The following is a 13,455-nucleotide window of genomic DNA, read 5'->3' on the forward strand; positions in this document are numbered from 1 at the left end:
TCACGGACGCTTACTAAAGCCAAGAGTTAGCCATGCACGACACCACCTTGCTGCAACTGATCGAAGATGACATCGCCCCGATGCAGGAACTGCTCGACCTTCTTCAAAAAGAAGCGATTGCCCTGCATGGCCGCGACATGGCGCTGCTGGAACAGATCCTGGCCCGCAAGCAGTCATTGATCATCTTGCTCGAGCAGCATGGGCAGCGGCGCAGCCACTTGCTCACCAGCCTCGGCCTCAGCGCCGACCGCGCCGGTGTGCAGGCAGTGGCCGCGCAGTCACAGCATGGCGAGGCGATGCTGCAACGGCTGGACATGCTCTCGCAACTGATGGACACCTGCCAGCAGGTCAACGAGACCAACGGCCGGATCATCCAGGTGCAGCAACACATCACCAACAATCAGGTCAGAATCCTCATGGGTGGCGATTCTCCGTCGCTCTACGACAGCCGCGGCAGCACCTCGCTGCTGGCCAAGCCGCGCGCCCTCAGCCAAGTGTGATACTTCTATCAAGCCACGTCACATACTGGCAAAATGCCGTTACTTGCGTGTGTCGTTTTTGCCTGGAGAGTGATTAGCCGTGTTCAATGAAGCCGATGCCCCGCAGCCGCCAAAGGTGCTCAGTACGCCTTTGGAGATCGCGGCCAACCTGCGACAGCTGCAGGAAAGCCATGACCCCCTGATCATCACCTTCCCTGATCGCAGCCAGCGCTTCCAGAGCTACGTGGTGCATGTCGACCGCGACAGCAATACCCTGGCACTGGACGAGATGATCCCCCGCGACGGGGAAAAATTCATCGAGAACGGCGAACCGTTCCGCGTCGAGGGCTTCCACGATGGCGTGCGCATCGCCTGGGAATGCAATGCCCCGCTGACCATCAGTGAAGTCGACGGCCACCGCTGCTACCGCGGCGCAATGCCTGAAGAAATGACCTACCACCAGCGCCGCAACGCCTTCCGTGCTGCGCTGAAGCTGTCGCAACTGGTCGACATCATCCTCGACGGCACCCACCTCAAAGGCAACGGCGCCCTGCGCGGCAAGCTGCTGGACATCTCCGCCACCGGCTGCAAATTGCGTTTCGACGGCAACGTCGAGGATCGCCTGCAACTGGGCCAGGTGTACGAGCGCTTCAAGGCTGGCAACCCGCTGGGCCTGGTGGACACCATGGTCGAACTGCGCCATCTGCACTTCGAGGAGCGCATCAACACCACCTTCGCGGGCGTGCGCTTCCATAACCTCAGTGGCCAGGCGCAGCGCAAGATCGAGAGTTTCGTCTACCAGCTGCAGCGCGAAGCGCGTCGGTTCGATAAAGACGATTACTGATCCGCCTGCCTGGCTTTCAGCGAAGGCCGAAGGGGCTGCTGCGCGGCCCCATCGCTGTAGCCAGAAGGGATTCCCCGTTACCGTTATTTGACCGACTGCATAGTGTGGCTTGCGCCGCGCCGACTTCAGGCGCCTTCAGGAGCCGGGACTCTATGATTCGTTCAACATTCACAGCCGCGCTGCATTGCCAATACGGCCAGGTCGGGGTGATCGATACGCCTTTATGGGCCCATCCGTTTTTTTCCGCCGACCAGGACGGCTGGCTGTGCACCGATTACAAGCGAGGCGACTCCGTCAGCTTCAGGCCGATCGAATTCACCTTCACCTTCATCGAGGCAACGAAAAACCGCCTCTATTACAAGATCAACTGCGCGACGGGCCCAAAGTTTCTCAGCGGCCGGCTCGAGCAGAACTCAAACGGCTGGCTGGGCTTGTATGGGTATGCGTGGGGGGATGATCTTGCCAACTGCATCTTCCCACCCAGCCTACTGGCCCGGCTGCCCGCCTTGCAGGACACGTGGAAAATGGAATTGCTCGGCACATGGGATGGCGACCTGGAGAGCGCCGAGAATGTCGAGTTCTACCTGCGTGACAAAGAGGGCCACAGAGTCGCGCAAGTGGAGGCGCGATACTCAAGAACCAGCCCACCGCTACGTAACTGGTTCTTGCACGCCGGTAACAAAGAAGGCGATATCTTGAGATTCCACCTGCACGACATCAAGGTTGAATGACTGCCGCGTGGCCCACCGATGAAGCTAGCAGCGCCCCTTCATCGGTGCCCACGCCGCGTCACACCGACCTGTCGACCTCGACCTCAGGTTTGACACCACGCTCACTCGCCGCCTGCTCTTCTTCGGTATCCTCGGCCGCCACCGGCGTCTGCATCACATCCTGCACGGTCTGCTCATCGACCCGCGGGTCGAGCGCCGCCGACAACGGCGAACCAGCCGCTGGCATCGCCACGTGGCCCAATGGAGCGTCCTGCACCTGGTGCAGCCCGGTGACCGCTTTCGGCCGAATGCGCCACACCAGCACCAGCGCGAAGAACACGAAGAAGGCATAGAGCATCTGCGCGCCCAACACCTTCATCAATACCCCTGCCGCCAGTGGCCCGATACAGGCGCCGACACCATAGGTGACCAGCAGCATGGCCGTCAGCGAAACGCGGCGCTCGCTCTCCACATGGTCATTGGAAAACGCCACCGCCAACGGATACAGGCAGAACTGCAGCAACGAGATGACAAAGCCGATACCGAACAGCAGCTCCAGCGGCACGCTGGGCAAAATCGCCAAGGGCGCCGAGGCCAGCGCCAGCCCCACCGCGGCACTGCGGATCAGCACCGCGCGGTCGTAACGGTCAGACAGCCAGCCCAATGGCCACTGCACCACCAGCCCGGCAAAGATGCAGCTACCCATGAACAGACCGATCTGCTCGGTGCTCAACCCCTGGCTGGAGGCGTACAGCGGCGCGAGGCCGTAGAACGAACCGACGATCAAGCCCGAGCCCAGCACCGTACTGAGTGACTGCGGCACGCGCTTGATGAAAAATTTCGGTTCCATCGGCGCCGGCCGCAAAGGCGCCGGGTGGATGCGCCGGGTCATTGCCACCGGCACCAGGCACAGGGCAAAGCACATGGCGACCAGCATCAGCAGCTCAGGGCCGAGTTCAGGGTGCACCACCAGGATCAGTTGGCCGAGCACCAACCCGAGGTAGGAGGCGATCATGTAGCCACTGAACACCGCACCCCGGTGTTTGGCGTCGGCTTGTTCGTTGAGCCAGCTCTCGATGACCATGTACTGGCACATCATCCCCAAGCCGACCACCATCCGCAGCCCGACCCAAGCCGGGAGCCAGTTGGTCATGCCATGGCCCAGCACCGCCGCACAGACAATGCCGGCGCAGGTCGCATACGCGCGGATGTGCCCTACCCGGCCGATCAGCCGGTGGCCGACCTTGCCGCCCACGGCCAGGCCAAAGTAGTTGGCGGCCATCAGCGCACCGACCCACAAGCTGTCGACATGATCGGCTGCCAGGCGCAGTGCCAGGTAGGTACTGAGCAAGCCCGAGCCGATAAGCATCATCAAGGCAGCGAAATACAGCGACTGAAACGGCTTCCAGATGTTTCGCATACGTCCCGTCGGGCTCCCTGGTCAGGTGGCGTTGGCTTGCTGGCTAGCATAAAAGCAATTTCGCCGCGGCGCAGTCCCCTGCCGCCGAAATAGCCAACGAGGGACGCGTCCAGTAGTGGTTGTGTCGCGATCAGGCCTGTGCCGCCAGCACACGCCGCTCCCAGGGTGTGATCTCATCGAAGAAATCGCTCAGCTCCAGGGTCTTGGTGGCGACGTAGCCTTCGATGAACTCAGCCCCGAACAGTTCCCGCGCCAGCGCACTGCGCTTCAGCCGTTCGAGTGCAGCGTGCAACGTGCATGGCAGGCTCAGGTGCTCTGGCACAGCGAACTCACCCTGAATCGCCGGGGCCGGCTGCAGGCGTTGCTCGATGCCATGCAGCCCGGCCGCCAGGCTGGCGGCGATGGCCAGGTAGGGGTTGGCGTCGGCGCCCGGCAGGCGGTTTTCCACGCGCCTGGCCACCGGCGCACTGGCCGGGATGCGCAGCCCTGCGGCACGGTTGTCCTCGGACCAACACGCATTGTTGGGCGAGGCGTAGGGGTGACAAAGCCGCTGATACGAGTTGACGTTGGGTGCGAACAGCGCAGTGAAATCAGCCATGCACGCTTGCTGGCCACCGATGAAGTGGTAGAAGGTCTCGGTCGGTTGCCCCAGGTCATCGCTGAACACATTTCGGCCGCTGTCGATGTCCACCAGGCTCTGGTGGATGTGCATGGAACTGCCCGGCGTATGCGCCAATGGCTTGGCCATGCACACCACGGTCAGCCCATGCTTGAGCGCCACTTCCTTGAGCAGGTGTTTGAACAGGAACGTCTGGTCGGCCAGCAGCAGCGGGTCACCGTGCAAGAGGTTGATCTCGAACTGGCTGATGCCCATCTCGTGCATGAAGGTGTCGCGCGGCAGGCCAAGCGCCGCCATGCAGTGGTAGACCTCATTGAAGAACGGCCGCAGGCCGTTGTTAGAGCTGACACTGAACGCCGAATGGCCCAGCTCCCGGCGGCCATCCTTGCCCAGTGGCGGCAAGAACGGCTGCTGCGGGTCGGTGTTGGGGGCGAAGACGAAGAACTCGAGCTCCGTCGCCACCACCGGCGCCAGGCCCAACGCCGCATAGCGGGCGATGACCGCCTTGAGCTGACCGCGGGTGGACAACGCCGAAGACCTGCCATCCAGTTCGTTGGCATCGCATATTGCCAAGGCCCGGCCGTCTTCACTCCAAGGCAGGCGGTGAATGTGAGCGGGCTCGGCCACCAGCGCCAGGTCGCCATCATCACTGCCATAGAACCGTGCCGGCGGGTACCCCCCCATGATGCATTGCAACAGTACACCGCGGGCCATCTGCAGGCGCCGGCCTTCGAGGAAGCCCTCGGCGGTCATCACCTTGCCGCGCGGTACACCATTGAGGTCGGGGGTGACGCATTCGATTTCATCGATGCCCTGGAGGTGCTCGGCGAGGGTGCTCGGGCCTGGGGTGGTCATGACGCTTGTCCTTGTTGTTATAGGCTGGCAACAACATAGGCTGGGGGTGTTTAAAATATCAAGCACCTGATTCTGGATGGCCCCCATTCTGTAGGAGCAGCCTTGTGCTGCGAAGAGGCCGGTGATCGCGCTGCACATCTTTGCAGTCATTACCGGCCTCTTCGCAGCACAAGGCTGCTCCTACAGGTGTGTGTAATTCCGCTTCACTTATTCGCGCAGGGTCATCCCATTCGCGGGCAACGGCAGCGCCGTTTTATAGCGCACCTGCTTCAAGGCAAAACTCGACCGGATATTCGCCACGCCCGGCAACCGCGTCAGGTAATCGAGAAAGCGCTCCAGCGCTTGAATACTGGGAAGGAGCACCCGCAGCAGGTAATCCGGGTCGCCCGTCATCAGGTAGCACTCCATCACCTCGGGGCGCTCGGCGATCTCTTCCTCGAAGCGGTGCAGCGACTGCTCGACCTGTTTTTCCAGGCTCACATGGATGAACACATTCACGTCCAGCCCCAACGCCTCCGGCGACAACAAGGTCACCTGCTGGCGGATCACCCCCAGCTCTTCCATCGCTTTGACCCGATTAAAACAGGGGGTCGGCGACAAGTTGACCGAGCGCGCCAGCTCCGCGTTGGTGATGCGGGCGTTTTCCTGAAGGCTGTTGAGAATACCGATATCGGTACGATCGAGTTTGCGCATGAGACAAATTCACCGGTTTTTTGTGTTTATGCGGAATGTTTATCTGCGCCCGTCAGCAAAGGCAACCAACTTGAGAGAAAAATTCTCCTGCCGTGCCACTAAGATGTAGGTGACGCTGACTTACCAGTCACAAGCCGGTACTCAGCGGCGGCCGCTTCAGAGCTCACAAAAACAACATTCGAGCGAGCGTAAAAAGCATGAACGAGTACGCCCCCCTGCGTTTGCATGTGCCCGAGCCCACCGGCCGGCCAGGCTGCCAGACCGATTTTTCCTACCTGCGTCTGAACGATGCAGGTGTTGTCCGCAAACCGTCCATCGACGTCGACGCTGCCGACACCGCAGAGCTGTCCAACAGCCTTATCCGCGTATTGGACGCGCACGGTGACGCCCTCGGCCCATGGGCCGAAGACATCGACCCGCAGGTACTGCGCCAAGGCATGCGCGCCATGCTCAAGACGCGCATCTTCGACAGCCGCATGGTGGTTGCCCAGCGCCAGAAAAAGATGTCCTTCTACATGCAGAGCCTGGGCGAGGAAGCCATCGGCAGCGCCCAGGCCCTGGCCCTGAACCGCACCGACATGTGCTTCCCCACCTACCGCCAGCAGAGCATCCTGATGGCCCGCGACGTGTCGCTGGTGGAGATGATCTGCCAGTTGCTGTCCAACGAGCGCGACCCGCTCAAGGGGCGCCAGCTGCCGATCATGTATTCGGTACGCGAGGCCGGCTTCTTCACCATCAGCGGCAACCTGGCGACCCAGTTCGTGCAGGCGGTTGGCTGGGCCATGGCTTCGGCGATCAAGGGCGATACCAAGATCGCCTCGGCCTGGATCGGCGACGGCGCCACCGCCGAATCGGACTTCCACACCGCCCTGACCTTTGCCCACGTGTACCGCGCGCCGGTGATCCTCAACGTGGTCAACAACCAGTGGGCGATCTCCACCTTCCAGGCCATTGCTGGCGGTGAATCGACTACCTTCGCCGGCCGTGGCGTGGGCTGCGGTATCGCCTCACTGCGCGTCGACGGCAATGACTTCGTCGCTGTGTACGCCGCCTCGCGCTGGGCCGCCGAACGCGCCCGCCGTGGCCTGGGCCCGTGCCTGATCGAATGGGTCACTTACCGTGCCGGCCCGCACTCCACCTCCGACGACCCGTCCAAGTACCGCCCTGCCGATGACTGGAGCCACTTCCCGCTGGGCGACCCGATCGCCCGCCTGAAGCAGCACCTGATCAAGATCGGCCACTGGTCCGAGGAAGAACACCAGGTGGTCACCGCCGAGTTCGAGGCTGCGGTCATCGCCGCGCAGAAGGAAGCTGAACAGTACGGCACCCTGGCCAACGGCCATATCCCGAGCGCGGCCTCGATGTTCGAGGACGTGTACAAGGAAATGCCCGAACACCTGCGCCGTCAACGCCAGGAACTGGGGGTTTGAGATGAACGACCATAACAACAGCATCAACCCGGAAACCGCCATGGCCACCACTACCATGACCATGATCCAGGCCCTGCGCTCGGCCATGGATATCATGCTCGAGCGTGACGACAATGTCGTGATCTACGGCCAGGACGTCGGCTACTTCGGTGGCGTGTTCCGCTGCACCGAAGGCTTACAGACCAAGTACGGCAAGTCGCGTGTGTTCGACGCCCCGATCTCGGAAAGCGGCATCGTCGGCACTGCCGTGGGCATGGGCGCCTACGGCCTGCGCCCGGTGGTGGAAATCCAGTTTGCCGACTACTTCTACCCGGCTTCCGACCAGATCGTGTCGGAAATGGCCCGCCTGCGCTATCGCTCGGCCGGCGAGTTCATCTCCCCGCTGACCCTGCGCATGCCCTGCGGTGGCGGCATCTATGGCGGCCAGACGCACAGCCAGAGCCCCGAAGCGATGTTCACCCAAGTGTGCGGGCTACGCACTGTCATGCCGTCCAACCCCTATGACGCCAAGGGCCTGCTGATCGCCTCGATCGAATGCGACGACCCGGTCATCTTCCTTGAGCCAAAACGCCTCTACAACGGCCCGTTCGACGGCCACCACGACCGCCCTGTGACGCCGTGGTCCAAGCACCCGCACAGCGCCGTGCCGGATGGCTACTACACCGTGCCGCTGGACAAGGCGGCAATCACCCGCCCCGGCAGCGACGTTACCGTGCTGACGTATGGCACCACGGTCTACGTGGCCCAGGTGGCTGCCGAGGAAACCGGCGTCGATGCCGAAGTCATCGACCTGCGCAGCCTGTGGCCGCTGGACCTGGAGACCATCGTCGAGTCGGTGAAAAAGACCGGCCGTTGCGTGGTGGTGCACGAGGCTACCCGTACCTGCGGTTTCGGTGCCGAGTTGGTGGCGCTGGTTCAGGAGCACTGTTTCCATCACCTCGAAGCGCCGATCGAGCGCGTCACCGGTTGGGACACCCCCTACCCTCACGCACAGGAATGGGCTTACTTCCCAGGGCCTTCGCGGGTAGGTGCGGCATTGAAACGGGTCATGGAGGTCTGAATGGGCACGCACGTCATCAAGATGCCGGACATTGGCGAAGGCATCGCGCAAGTCGAGTTGGTCGAGTGGTTCGTCAAGGTCGGCGACGTGATCGCCGAAGACCAGGTGGTGGCCGATGTCATGACCGACAAGGCGACCGTGGAAATCCCTTCGCCGGTCAGCGGCAAGGTATTGGCCCTGGGTGGCCAGCCGGGTGAAGTGATGGCAGTCGGCAGCGAGCTGATCCGCATCGAAGTGGAAGGCAGCGGCAACCATGTCGACGCGCCGCAGGGCAAACCCGCCGAAGCCAAGCCCGTCGAGCCAGTGGCGGCGCCAGTCGCCAACACACCGCCAGCGCGTGCCGCAGTCGCAGCGCCAGCCTGCCAGGCCACAGCCACAGCCACAGCCGCGCCCATCGTGCCGCGCCAGGCGGGCGACAAGCCGCTGGCCTCCCCGGCCGTGCGCAAGCGTGCGCTGGATGCCGGTATCGAGCTGCGCTACGTGCATGGCAGCGGCCCAGCCGGGCGCATCCTGCACGAAGACCTCGATGCGTTCATGAGCAAGCCACAGACTGCCGCCGGGCAAGCGCCCAGTGGCTACGCCAAGCGCACCGACAGCGAACAGGTGCAAGTCATCGGCCTGCGCCGCAAAATCGCCCAGCGCATGCAGGACGCCAAGCGCCGGGTCGCGCATTTCAGCTACGTCGAAGAGATCGACGTCACGGCCCTGGAAGCTCTGCGCCAGCAGCTCAACCAGAAGCACGGCGACAGCCGCGGCAAGCTGACCCTGCTGCCGTTTTTGGTCCGCGCGTTGGTCGTGGCCCTGCGCGACTTCCCGCAGATCAACGCCACCTATGACGACGAAGCGCAAATCATCACCCGCCATGGCGCGGTGCATGTGGGCATCGCCACCCAAGGCGACAATGGCTTGATGGTACCGGTACTGCGCCATGCCGAAGCCGGCAGCCTGTGGGGCAATGCCAGCGAGATCGGCCGTTTGGCGACCGCTGCGCGCAGCAACAAAGCCAGCCGCGAGGAACTGTCCGGCTCGACCATCACCCTGACCAGCCTCGGCGCGTTGGGCGGCATCGTCAGTACACCGGTGGTCAACACCCCGGAAGTGGCGATCGTCGGCGTCAACCGCATGGTCGAGCGGCCGATGGTGATCGACGGCCAGATCGTCATACGCAAGATGATGAACCTGTCCAGCTCGTTCGACCACCGGGTGGTCGACGGCATGGATGCTGCGCTGTTCATCCAGGCCGTGCGTGGCCTGCTTGAGCAACCCGCCTGCCTGTTCGTGGAGTGAGCATGCAACAGACTATCGAAACCACCCTGCTGATCATCGGCGGCGGCCCTGGCGGCTATGTAGCCGCCATCCGCGCCGGGCAACTGGGTATTCCCACCGTGCTGGTGGAAGGCCAGGCGTTGGGCGGCACTTGCCTCAACGTTGGCTGCATTCCGTCCAAGGCGTTGATCCATGTCGCCGAGCAGTTCCACCAGACCTCGCGCTACACCGAGCCATCGGCACTGGGCATCAGTGTCAGCTCACCGCGCCTGGACATCACCCGCAGCGTGGCCTGGAAAGACGGCATCGTCGACCGCCTGACCACCGGGGTGGCTGCCTTGCTGAAAAAGCACGGGGTCAAGGTGATCCATGGCTGGGCGAAGGTACTCGACGGCAAGCATGTCGACGTCGACGGCCAACGCATCCAGTGCGAGCACCTGTTGCTGGCGACCGGTTCCAACAGCGTCGAACTGCCGATGCTGCCGCTGGGCGGGCCGATCATTTCCTCGACCGAAGCGCTGGCCCCCGAAGCCTTGCCGCAGCACCTGGTTGTGGTGGGCGGTGGCTATATCGGCCTGGAGCTGGGTATCGCCTACCGCAAGCTGGGCGCGCAGGTGAGCGTGGTGGAAGCGCGCGAGCGCATCCTGCCGACCTACGACAGCGAGCTGACCGCCCCGGTGGCCGAGGCGCTGAAGAAGCTGGGTATTGCCGTGCACCTGGGCCATAGCGTCGAGGGTTATGAGAACGGTTGCCTGCTGGCCCGTGACGGCCAGGGCCAGCCACTGCGCCTGGAGGCCGACCGGGTGCTGGTGGCTGTGGGCCGGCGCCCACGTACGCAAGGTTTCAACCTTGAATCGCTGGAACTGAAGATGAACGGCGCCGCCATCGTCATCGACGAACGCTGCCAGACCAGCATGCGCAATGTCTGGGCCATCGGTGACGTGGCGGGTGAACCGATGCTCGCACACCGGGCGATGGCCCAGGGCGAGATGGTCGCCGAGATCATCGCCGGCAAGGCACGGCGTTTCGAGCCGAATGCGATCGCCGCGGTGTGCTTCACCGACCCGGAAATCGTAGTGGTCGGCAAGACGCCGGAGCAAGCCAGCCAACAAGGCCTGGACTGCATCGTTGCGCAGTTCCCGTTCGCGGCCAATGGGCGGGCCATGAGCCTTGAGTCAAAAGCCGGCTTCGTTCGCGTGGTAGCGCGCCGCGACAATCACCTGATCTTGGGTTGGCAGGCGGTTGGTGTGGCGGTCTCGGAACTGTCCACGGCGTTTGCACAATCGCTGGAAATGGGCGCTTGCCTTGAGGACATTGCCGGCACCATCCACGCTCACCCGACACTGGGTGAAGCGGTACAGGAAGCTGCGTTGCGTGCACTGGGCCACGCCTTGCATATCTGACACTGAAGCGGCTGAGGCCGATTTGGCCCGCTGCGCCGCAAGGCGCTGCGGGTCTTTTTTCTTTCGCTCAGCGGGGACCTGTGGCGGCCAAAGGGGCCGATGCGCAGCCCATCGCAGCGGCCCCAATTCACCCATCGCCAGCTCATTCAGCTATCGCATTCTTGCCCGCCCCCTTGGCGCGATACAGGGCCTTGTCGGCGCGGGCCAACAAATCATCCGGGTCTTCACCCTCCTGCCACTGCACCACCCCATAGCTCATGGTCAGGCGACACTCGCCAACCGGCTCCACCTGCTCCATTACCTGACGCAACCGTGCGGCCACTTCAAGCGCATCGTCCAGCGCCGTCTGCGGCAGCACGATGACGAACTCGTCACCGCCCCAGCGCGCCAGTAGGTCATGCTCGCGCAGGCAGGTGCGCAGGTTGTCGACCACCTGCACCAGCGCCGCATCGCCACGGGCATGGCCGTAGTGGTCGTTGATCGGCTTGAAGTCATCCACGTCCATGGCAATAAGCGATAAGGGCTGGCGGAAGCGCTGGGCGCGCTCGCACTCTTGCTGCAACACTTTTTCCAGCCGGTACCGATTGGCGATGCGGGTCAGCGCATCGCGCTCGGCCAGTTCGCGGTTTTCATCCAGCTGACGCTGCAATTGCTGGTTGACCCAGGACAGCTCGCGGGTGCGCTCGGCCACCAGGCCTTCCAGCGACAGGTTCTGCTGCTCAAGCTGGGCCACCCGCCGCTTGCCGGCATCGATATTGCGGTGGGCACCAAGCATGCGGGCCACCGAGCCGTCGTCGTTGCGGGCGATGATATAGCCGCTGTCTTCGATCCACAGGTAGCTGCCATCCTGGCAGCGGCAGCGGTACTCGATCAGGTAGCGCTCGTTGCGGTGGTTGATGTAGGCCTCGAAATGCGCCATGACTCGCGGGTAGTCCTCCGGGTGAATCACGCTTTCCCAGGTGAGCACCGAGTTGGCCATGGAATGGCTGGCATAACCGAGCATGGCGTACCAGCCTGGGTTGCGGTAGACGTAGCCGGTGTTGGCATTCCAGTCCCAGATGCCGTCACTTACCAATTCGAACAAGGTCTGCAGCTGCTGCTCACTGAAACCGGCGGGTGCCGGCATGGTTTCCTGACTCATGGACGCTCTCCCTGATGCCCAGCAACTGCGCTCCGTTCAAGGGGCTGCCGACAGTATTGATGGTTGCCGCATGCGGCAAGGCAATGCCTCTGACGGGCAAGCATATGCCCAGCGGGAAGTAACCGGAATAGGCCCAAAGCCCTATTTTGCGCCTGTTCAGTGCTGGCATGGCTTTTGCGCGTAATGCCTGCCAATGAGATTTCCAAGGAGGAAACATGATAATCGCCCATAACGGCGTCAGCTGGCAGCCCACCGCTCACCAACCCCAGCGCGTCGCTGATGAACAGGCCGTTGCCCAGACCGCGCAACTGCGCGCGCCAGTGGCTACCGGCAACGCCGCAGCGCAACAGCACAGCCAAGGCAATACCTCACAGCAAAACGCCGAGGATGCACGTGAAGAAGCCTTTGCCAAACTCAAGGTGGCGCTGCAAAACCCTGACGGCCCTGCGCGCGAGCAAGCCGGCGCTGACACGCAGACAACCAGCAACGCCCTTCAGGATTTTCGCGATTTCATGGCCAAGTCGCCAGGTGAAATGATCAAGGAAAAGCTACTGCTCGAACTGGGTCTGACCGAAGAGGAATACGCGCGCTTACCGCCGGAGGTACGGGCGAAGGTCGACGAGTTGATCGCCCAGCGCATGAAGGAAGACATTGAGCGCAAAATCCAGGCAAAGGTCGAGGCACAGGTCGTGGAGCAGCCAGCAACTGCAGATGAAGAGGACCAGGCGTCCAGCCAGGTGTGAGGTGACGCGGCGGTTGGTGTGGATAGCCCTGCGTTTCGTATAAGATATCCGCAACGCCCACCTGCTGGAAAAACCTGTGCCGCTGCCGTCCTTCAAAGCCACCAACCTGGGGGCGACCCCTTCAATGTCTGAAATCATCGCCAAGCACCTGCGCGAGGCGATCATTTCAGGCCAGCTCGCCGAAGGCGAACCCGTGCGCCAGGACGAGGTGGCGCAAGCGTTCAATGTCAGCAAGATTCCCGTACGTGAAGCCTTGAAACGCCTTGAAGCGGAAGGCCTGGTGGACTTTCATCGTAACCGCGGCGCACTGGTCACGCGCATCTCGGAGCCGGAACTGGCGCAGATGTTCGAGGTAAGGGTGCTGCTGGAAGTGAAGGCGATCCGCCTGGCGATCCCCAACATGACCGAAGAACACTTTGCCCGTGCCGAAGCCATCTGCGCAGAGTTTATCGGCGAGGATGACATCGGCCGTTGGGCCGACCTCAACTGGGCGTTGCACGCTTGTTTGTACGAGCCGGCGAAACGCCCCTACTTGATCAGCCTGATTCGCTCCATACATGACAAAGTCGAACGTTATTTGCGCATGCAGATGAGTTTGTCGGCGGGCAAGGACCGGGCCGATCACGAGCATCGCGATATCGTCGCCGCCTGCCGTGCGCGGGATGTGGAGCTGGCCGCTCGGCTGATCGAAGCGCACATCAATGGTGTGTGCCAAAGCCTTTACGATCACCTGCCCCATAACTAAATCACTCCCCCACCGCGCGCCCTTTGTAGGAGCAGCCTTGTGCTGCG

Annotated in this window: 13 protein-coding genes; 9 read left to right on the top strand and 4 right to left on the bottom strand. The window is 62.7% G+C overall.

Annotated elements, in window-relative coordinates:
• Positions 1 to 32 precede the first annotated feature (32 nt).
• The 3 genes from LOY53_RS19175 (at position 33) to LOY53_RS19185 (ending at position 2,054) form a co-directional block, all read left to right on the top strand.
• Complete coding sequence (locus LOY53_RS19175; RefSeq protein ID WP_252825303.1) at positions 33 to 500, top strand: flagella synthesis protein FlgN; 468 nt, start codon at positions 33 to 35, stop codon at positions 498 to 500.
• Between the two features lie 79 nt (positions 501 to 579).
• Positions 580 to 1,323, top strand: coding sequence for a flagellar brake protein (locus LOY53_RS19180; RefSeq protein WP_099454954.1), 744 nt, complete (start codon positions 580 to 582; stop codon positions 1,321 to 1,323).
• Between the two features lie 152 nt (positions 1,324 to 1,475).
• Positions 1,476 to 2,054, top strand: a complete 579-nt coding sequence (locus tag LOY53_RS19185) for a hypothetical protein (RefSeq protein ID WP_252825304.1) — start codon at positions 1,476 to 1,478, stop codon at positions 2,052 to 2,054.
• 58 nt (positions 2,055 to 2,112) lie between these two features.
• Here the strand turns inward: LOY53_RS19185 and LOY53_RS19190 are convergent, their stop codons facing one another.
• From LOY53_RS19190 to bkdR, 3 genes are all read right to left on the bottom strand, one after another.
• Positions 2,113 to 3,453, bottom strand: a complete 1,341-nt coding sequence (locus LOY53_RS19190) for an MFS transporter (protein ID WP_027593061.1) — start codon at positions 3,451 to 3,453, stop codon at positions 2,113 to 2,115.
• A gap of 130 nt (positions 3,454 to 3,583) precedes the next feature.
• Positions 3,584 to 4,825 (bottom strand): glutamine synthetase family protein, encoded by a 1,242-nt coding sequence (locus LOY53_RS19195; RefSeq protein WP_252827447.1) that lies wholly within the window; start codon positions 4,823 to 4,825, stop codon positions 3,584 to 3,586.
• 309 nt (positions 4,826 to 5,134) lie between these two features.
• Positions 5,135 to 5,620 (bottom strand): Bkd operon transcriptional regulator BkdR, encoded by a 486-nt coding sequence (bkdR, locus tag LOY53_RS19200; RefSeq protein ID WP_027593063.1) that lies wholly within the window; start codon positions 5,618 to 5,620, stop codon positions 5,135 to 5,137.
• Positions 5,621 to 5,817: 197 nt separating this feature from the next.
• Between bkdR and LOY53_RS19205 the strand changes: the two genes are divergently transcribed.
• From LOY53_RS19205 to lpdA, 4 genes are read left to right on the top strand one after another with little or no spacing between them, the layout of a single operon-like run.
• Positions 5,818 to 7,050 (top strand): 3-methyl-2-oxobutanoate dehydrogenase (2-methylpropanoyl-transferring) subunit alpha, encoded by a 1,233-nt coding sequence (locus LOY53_RS19205; protein ID WP_258703146.1) that lies wholly within the window; start codon positions 5,818 to 5,820, stop codon positions 7,048 to 7,050.
• 1 nt (position 7,051) lies between these two features.
• Positions 7,052 to 8,110: an alpha-ketoacid dehydrogenase subunit beta gene (locus tag LOY53_RS19210; protein WP_027593065.1), complete on the top strand. Its 1,059-nt coding sequence runs from the start codon at positions 7,052 to 7,054 to the stop codon at positions 8,108 to 8,110.
• The gene (locus LOY53_RS19215; protein WP_258703147.1) at positions 8,111 to 9,397 is read left to right on the top strand and encodes a dihydrolipoamide acetyltransferase family protein; all 1,287 of its coding nucleotides are present in this window, start codon (positions 8,111 to 8,113) and stop codon (positions 9,395 to 9,397) included.
• 2 nt (positions 9,398 to 9,399) lie between these two features.
• Entirely contained in the window at positions 9,400 to 10,779 is a 1,380-nt protein-coding gene (gene lpdA, locus LOY53_RS19220) for a dihydrolipoyl dehydrogenase (RefSeq protein WP_258703148.1), read from the top strand.
• 142 nt (positions 10,780 to 10,921) lie between these two features.
• Here lpdA and LOY53_RS19225 read toward each other — a convergent pair whose 3' ends face one another.
• Positions 10,922 to 11,920, bottom strand: a complete 999-nt coding sequence (locus LOY53_RS19225) for a sensor domain-containing diguanylate cyclase (protein WP_252825309.1) — start codon at positions 11,918 to 11,920, stop codon at positions 10,922 to 10,924.
• Between the two features lie 215 nt (positions 11,921 to 12,135).
• On the opposite strand from LOY53_RS19225, the gene LOY53_RS19230 reads away from it, so the two are divergent.
• Together LOY53_RS19230 and LOY53_RS19235 are read left to right on the top strand one after the other, a co-directional pair.
• Positions 12,136 to 12,663: a hypothetical protein gene (locus tag LOY53_RS19230; protein WP_258703149.1), complete on the top strand. Its 528-nt coding sequence runs from the start codon at positions 12,136 to 12,138 to the stop codon at positions 12,661 to 12,663.
• Between the two features lie 124 nt (positions 12,664 to 12,787).
• Entirely contained in the window at positions 12,788 to 13,408 is a 621-nt protein-coding gene (locus LOY53_RS19235) for a GntR family transcriptional regulator (protein ID WP_099455885.1), read from the top strand.
• Positions 13,409 to 13,455: the final 47 nt, after the last annotated feature.

It is taken from the genome of Pseudomonas sp. B21-031 (genome assembly GCF_024748985.1).
GTDB classification, from domain to species: Bacteria; Pseudomonadota; Gammaproteobacteria; order Pseudomonadales; family Pseudomonadaceae; genus Aquipseudomonas; species Aquipseudomonas kermanshahensis.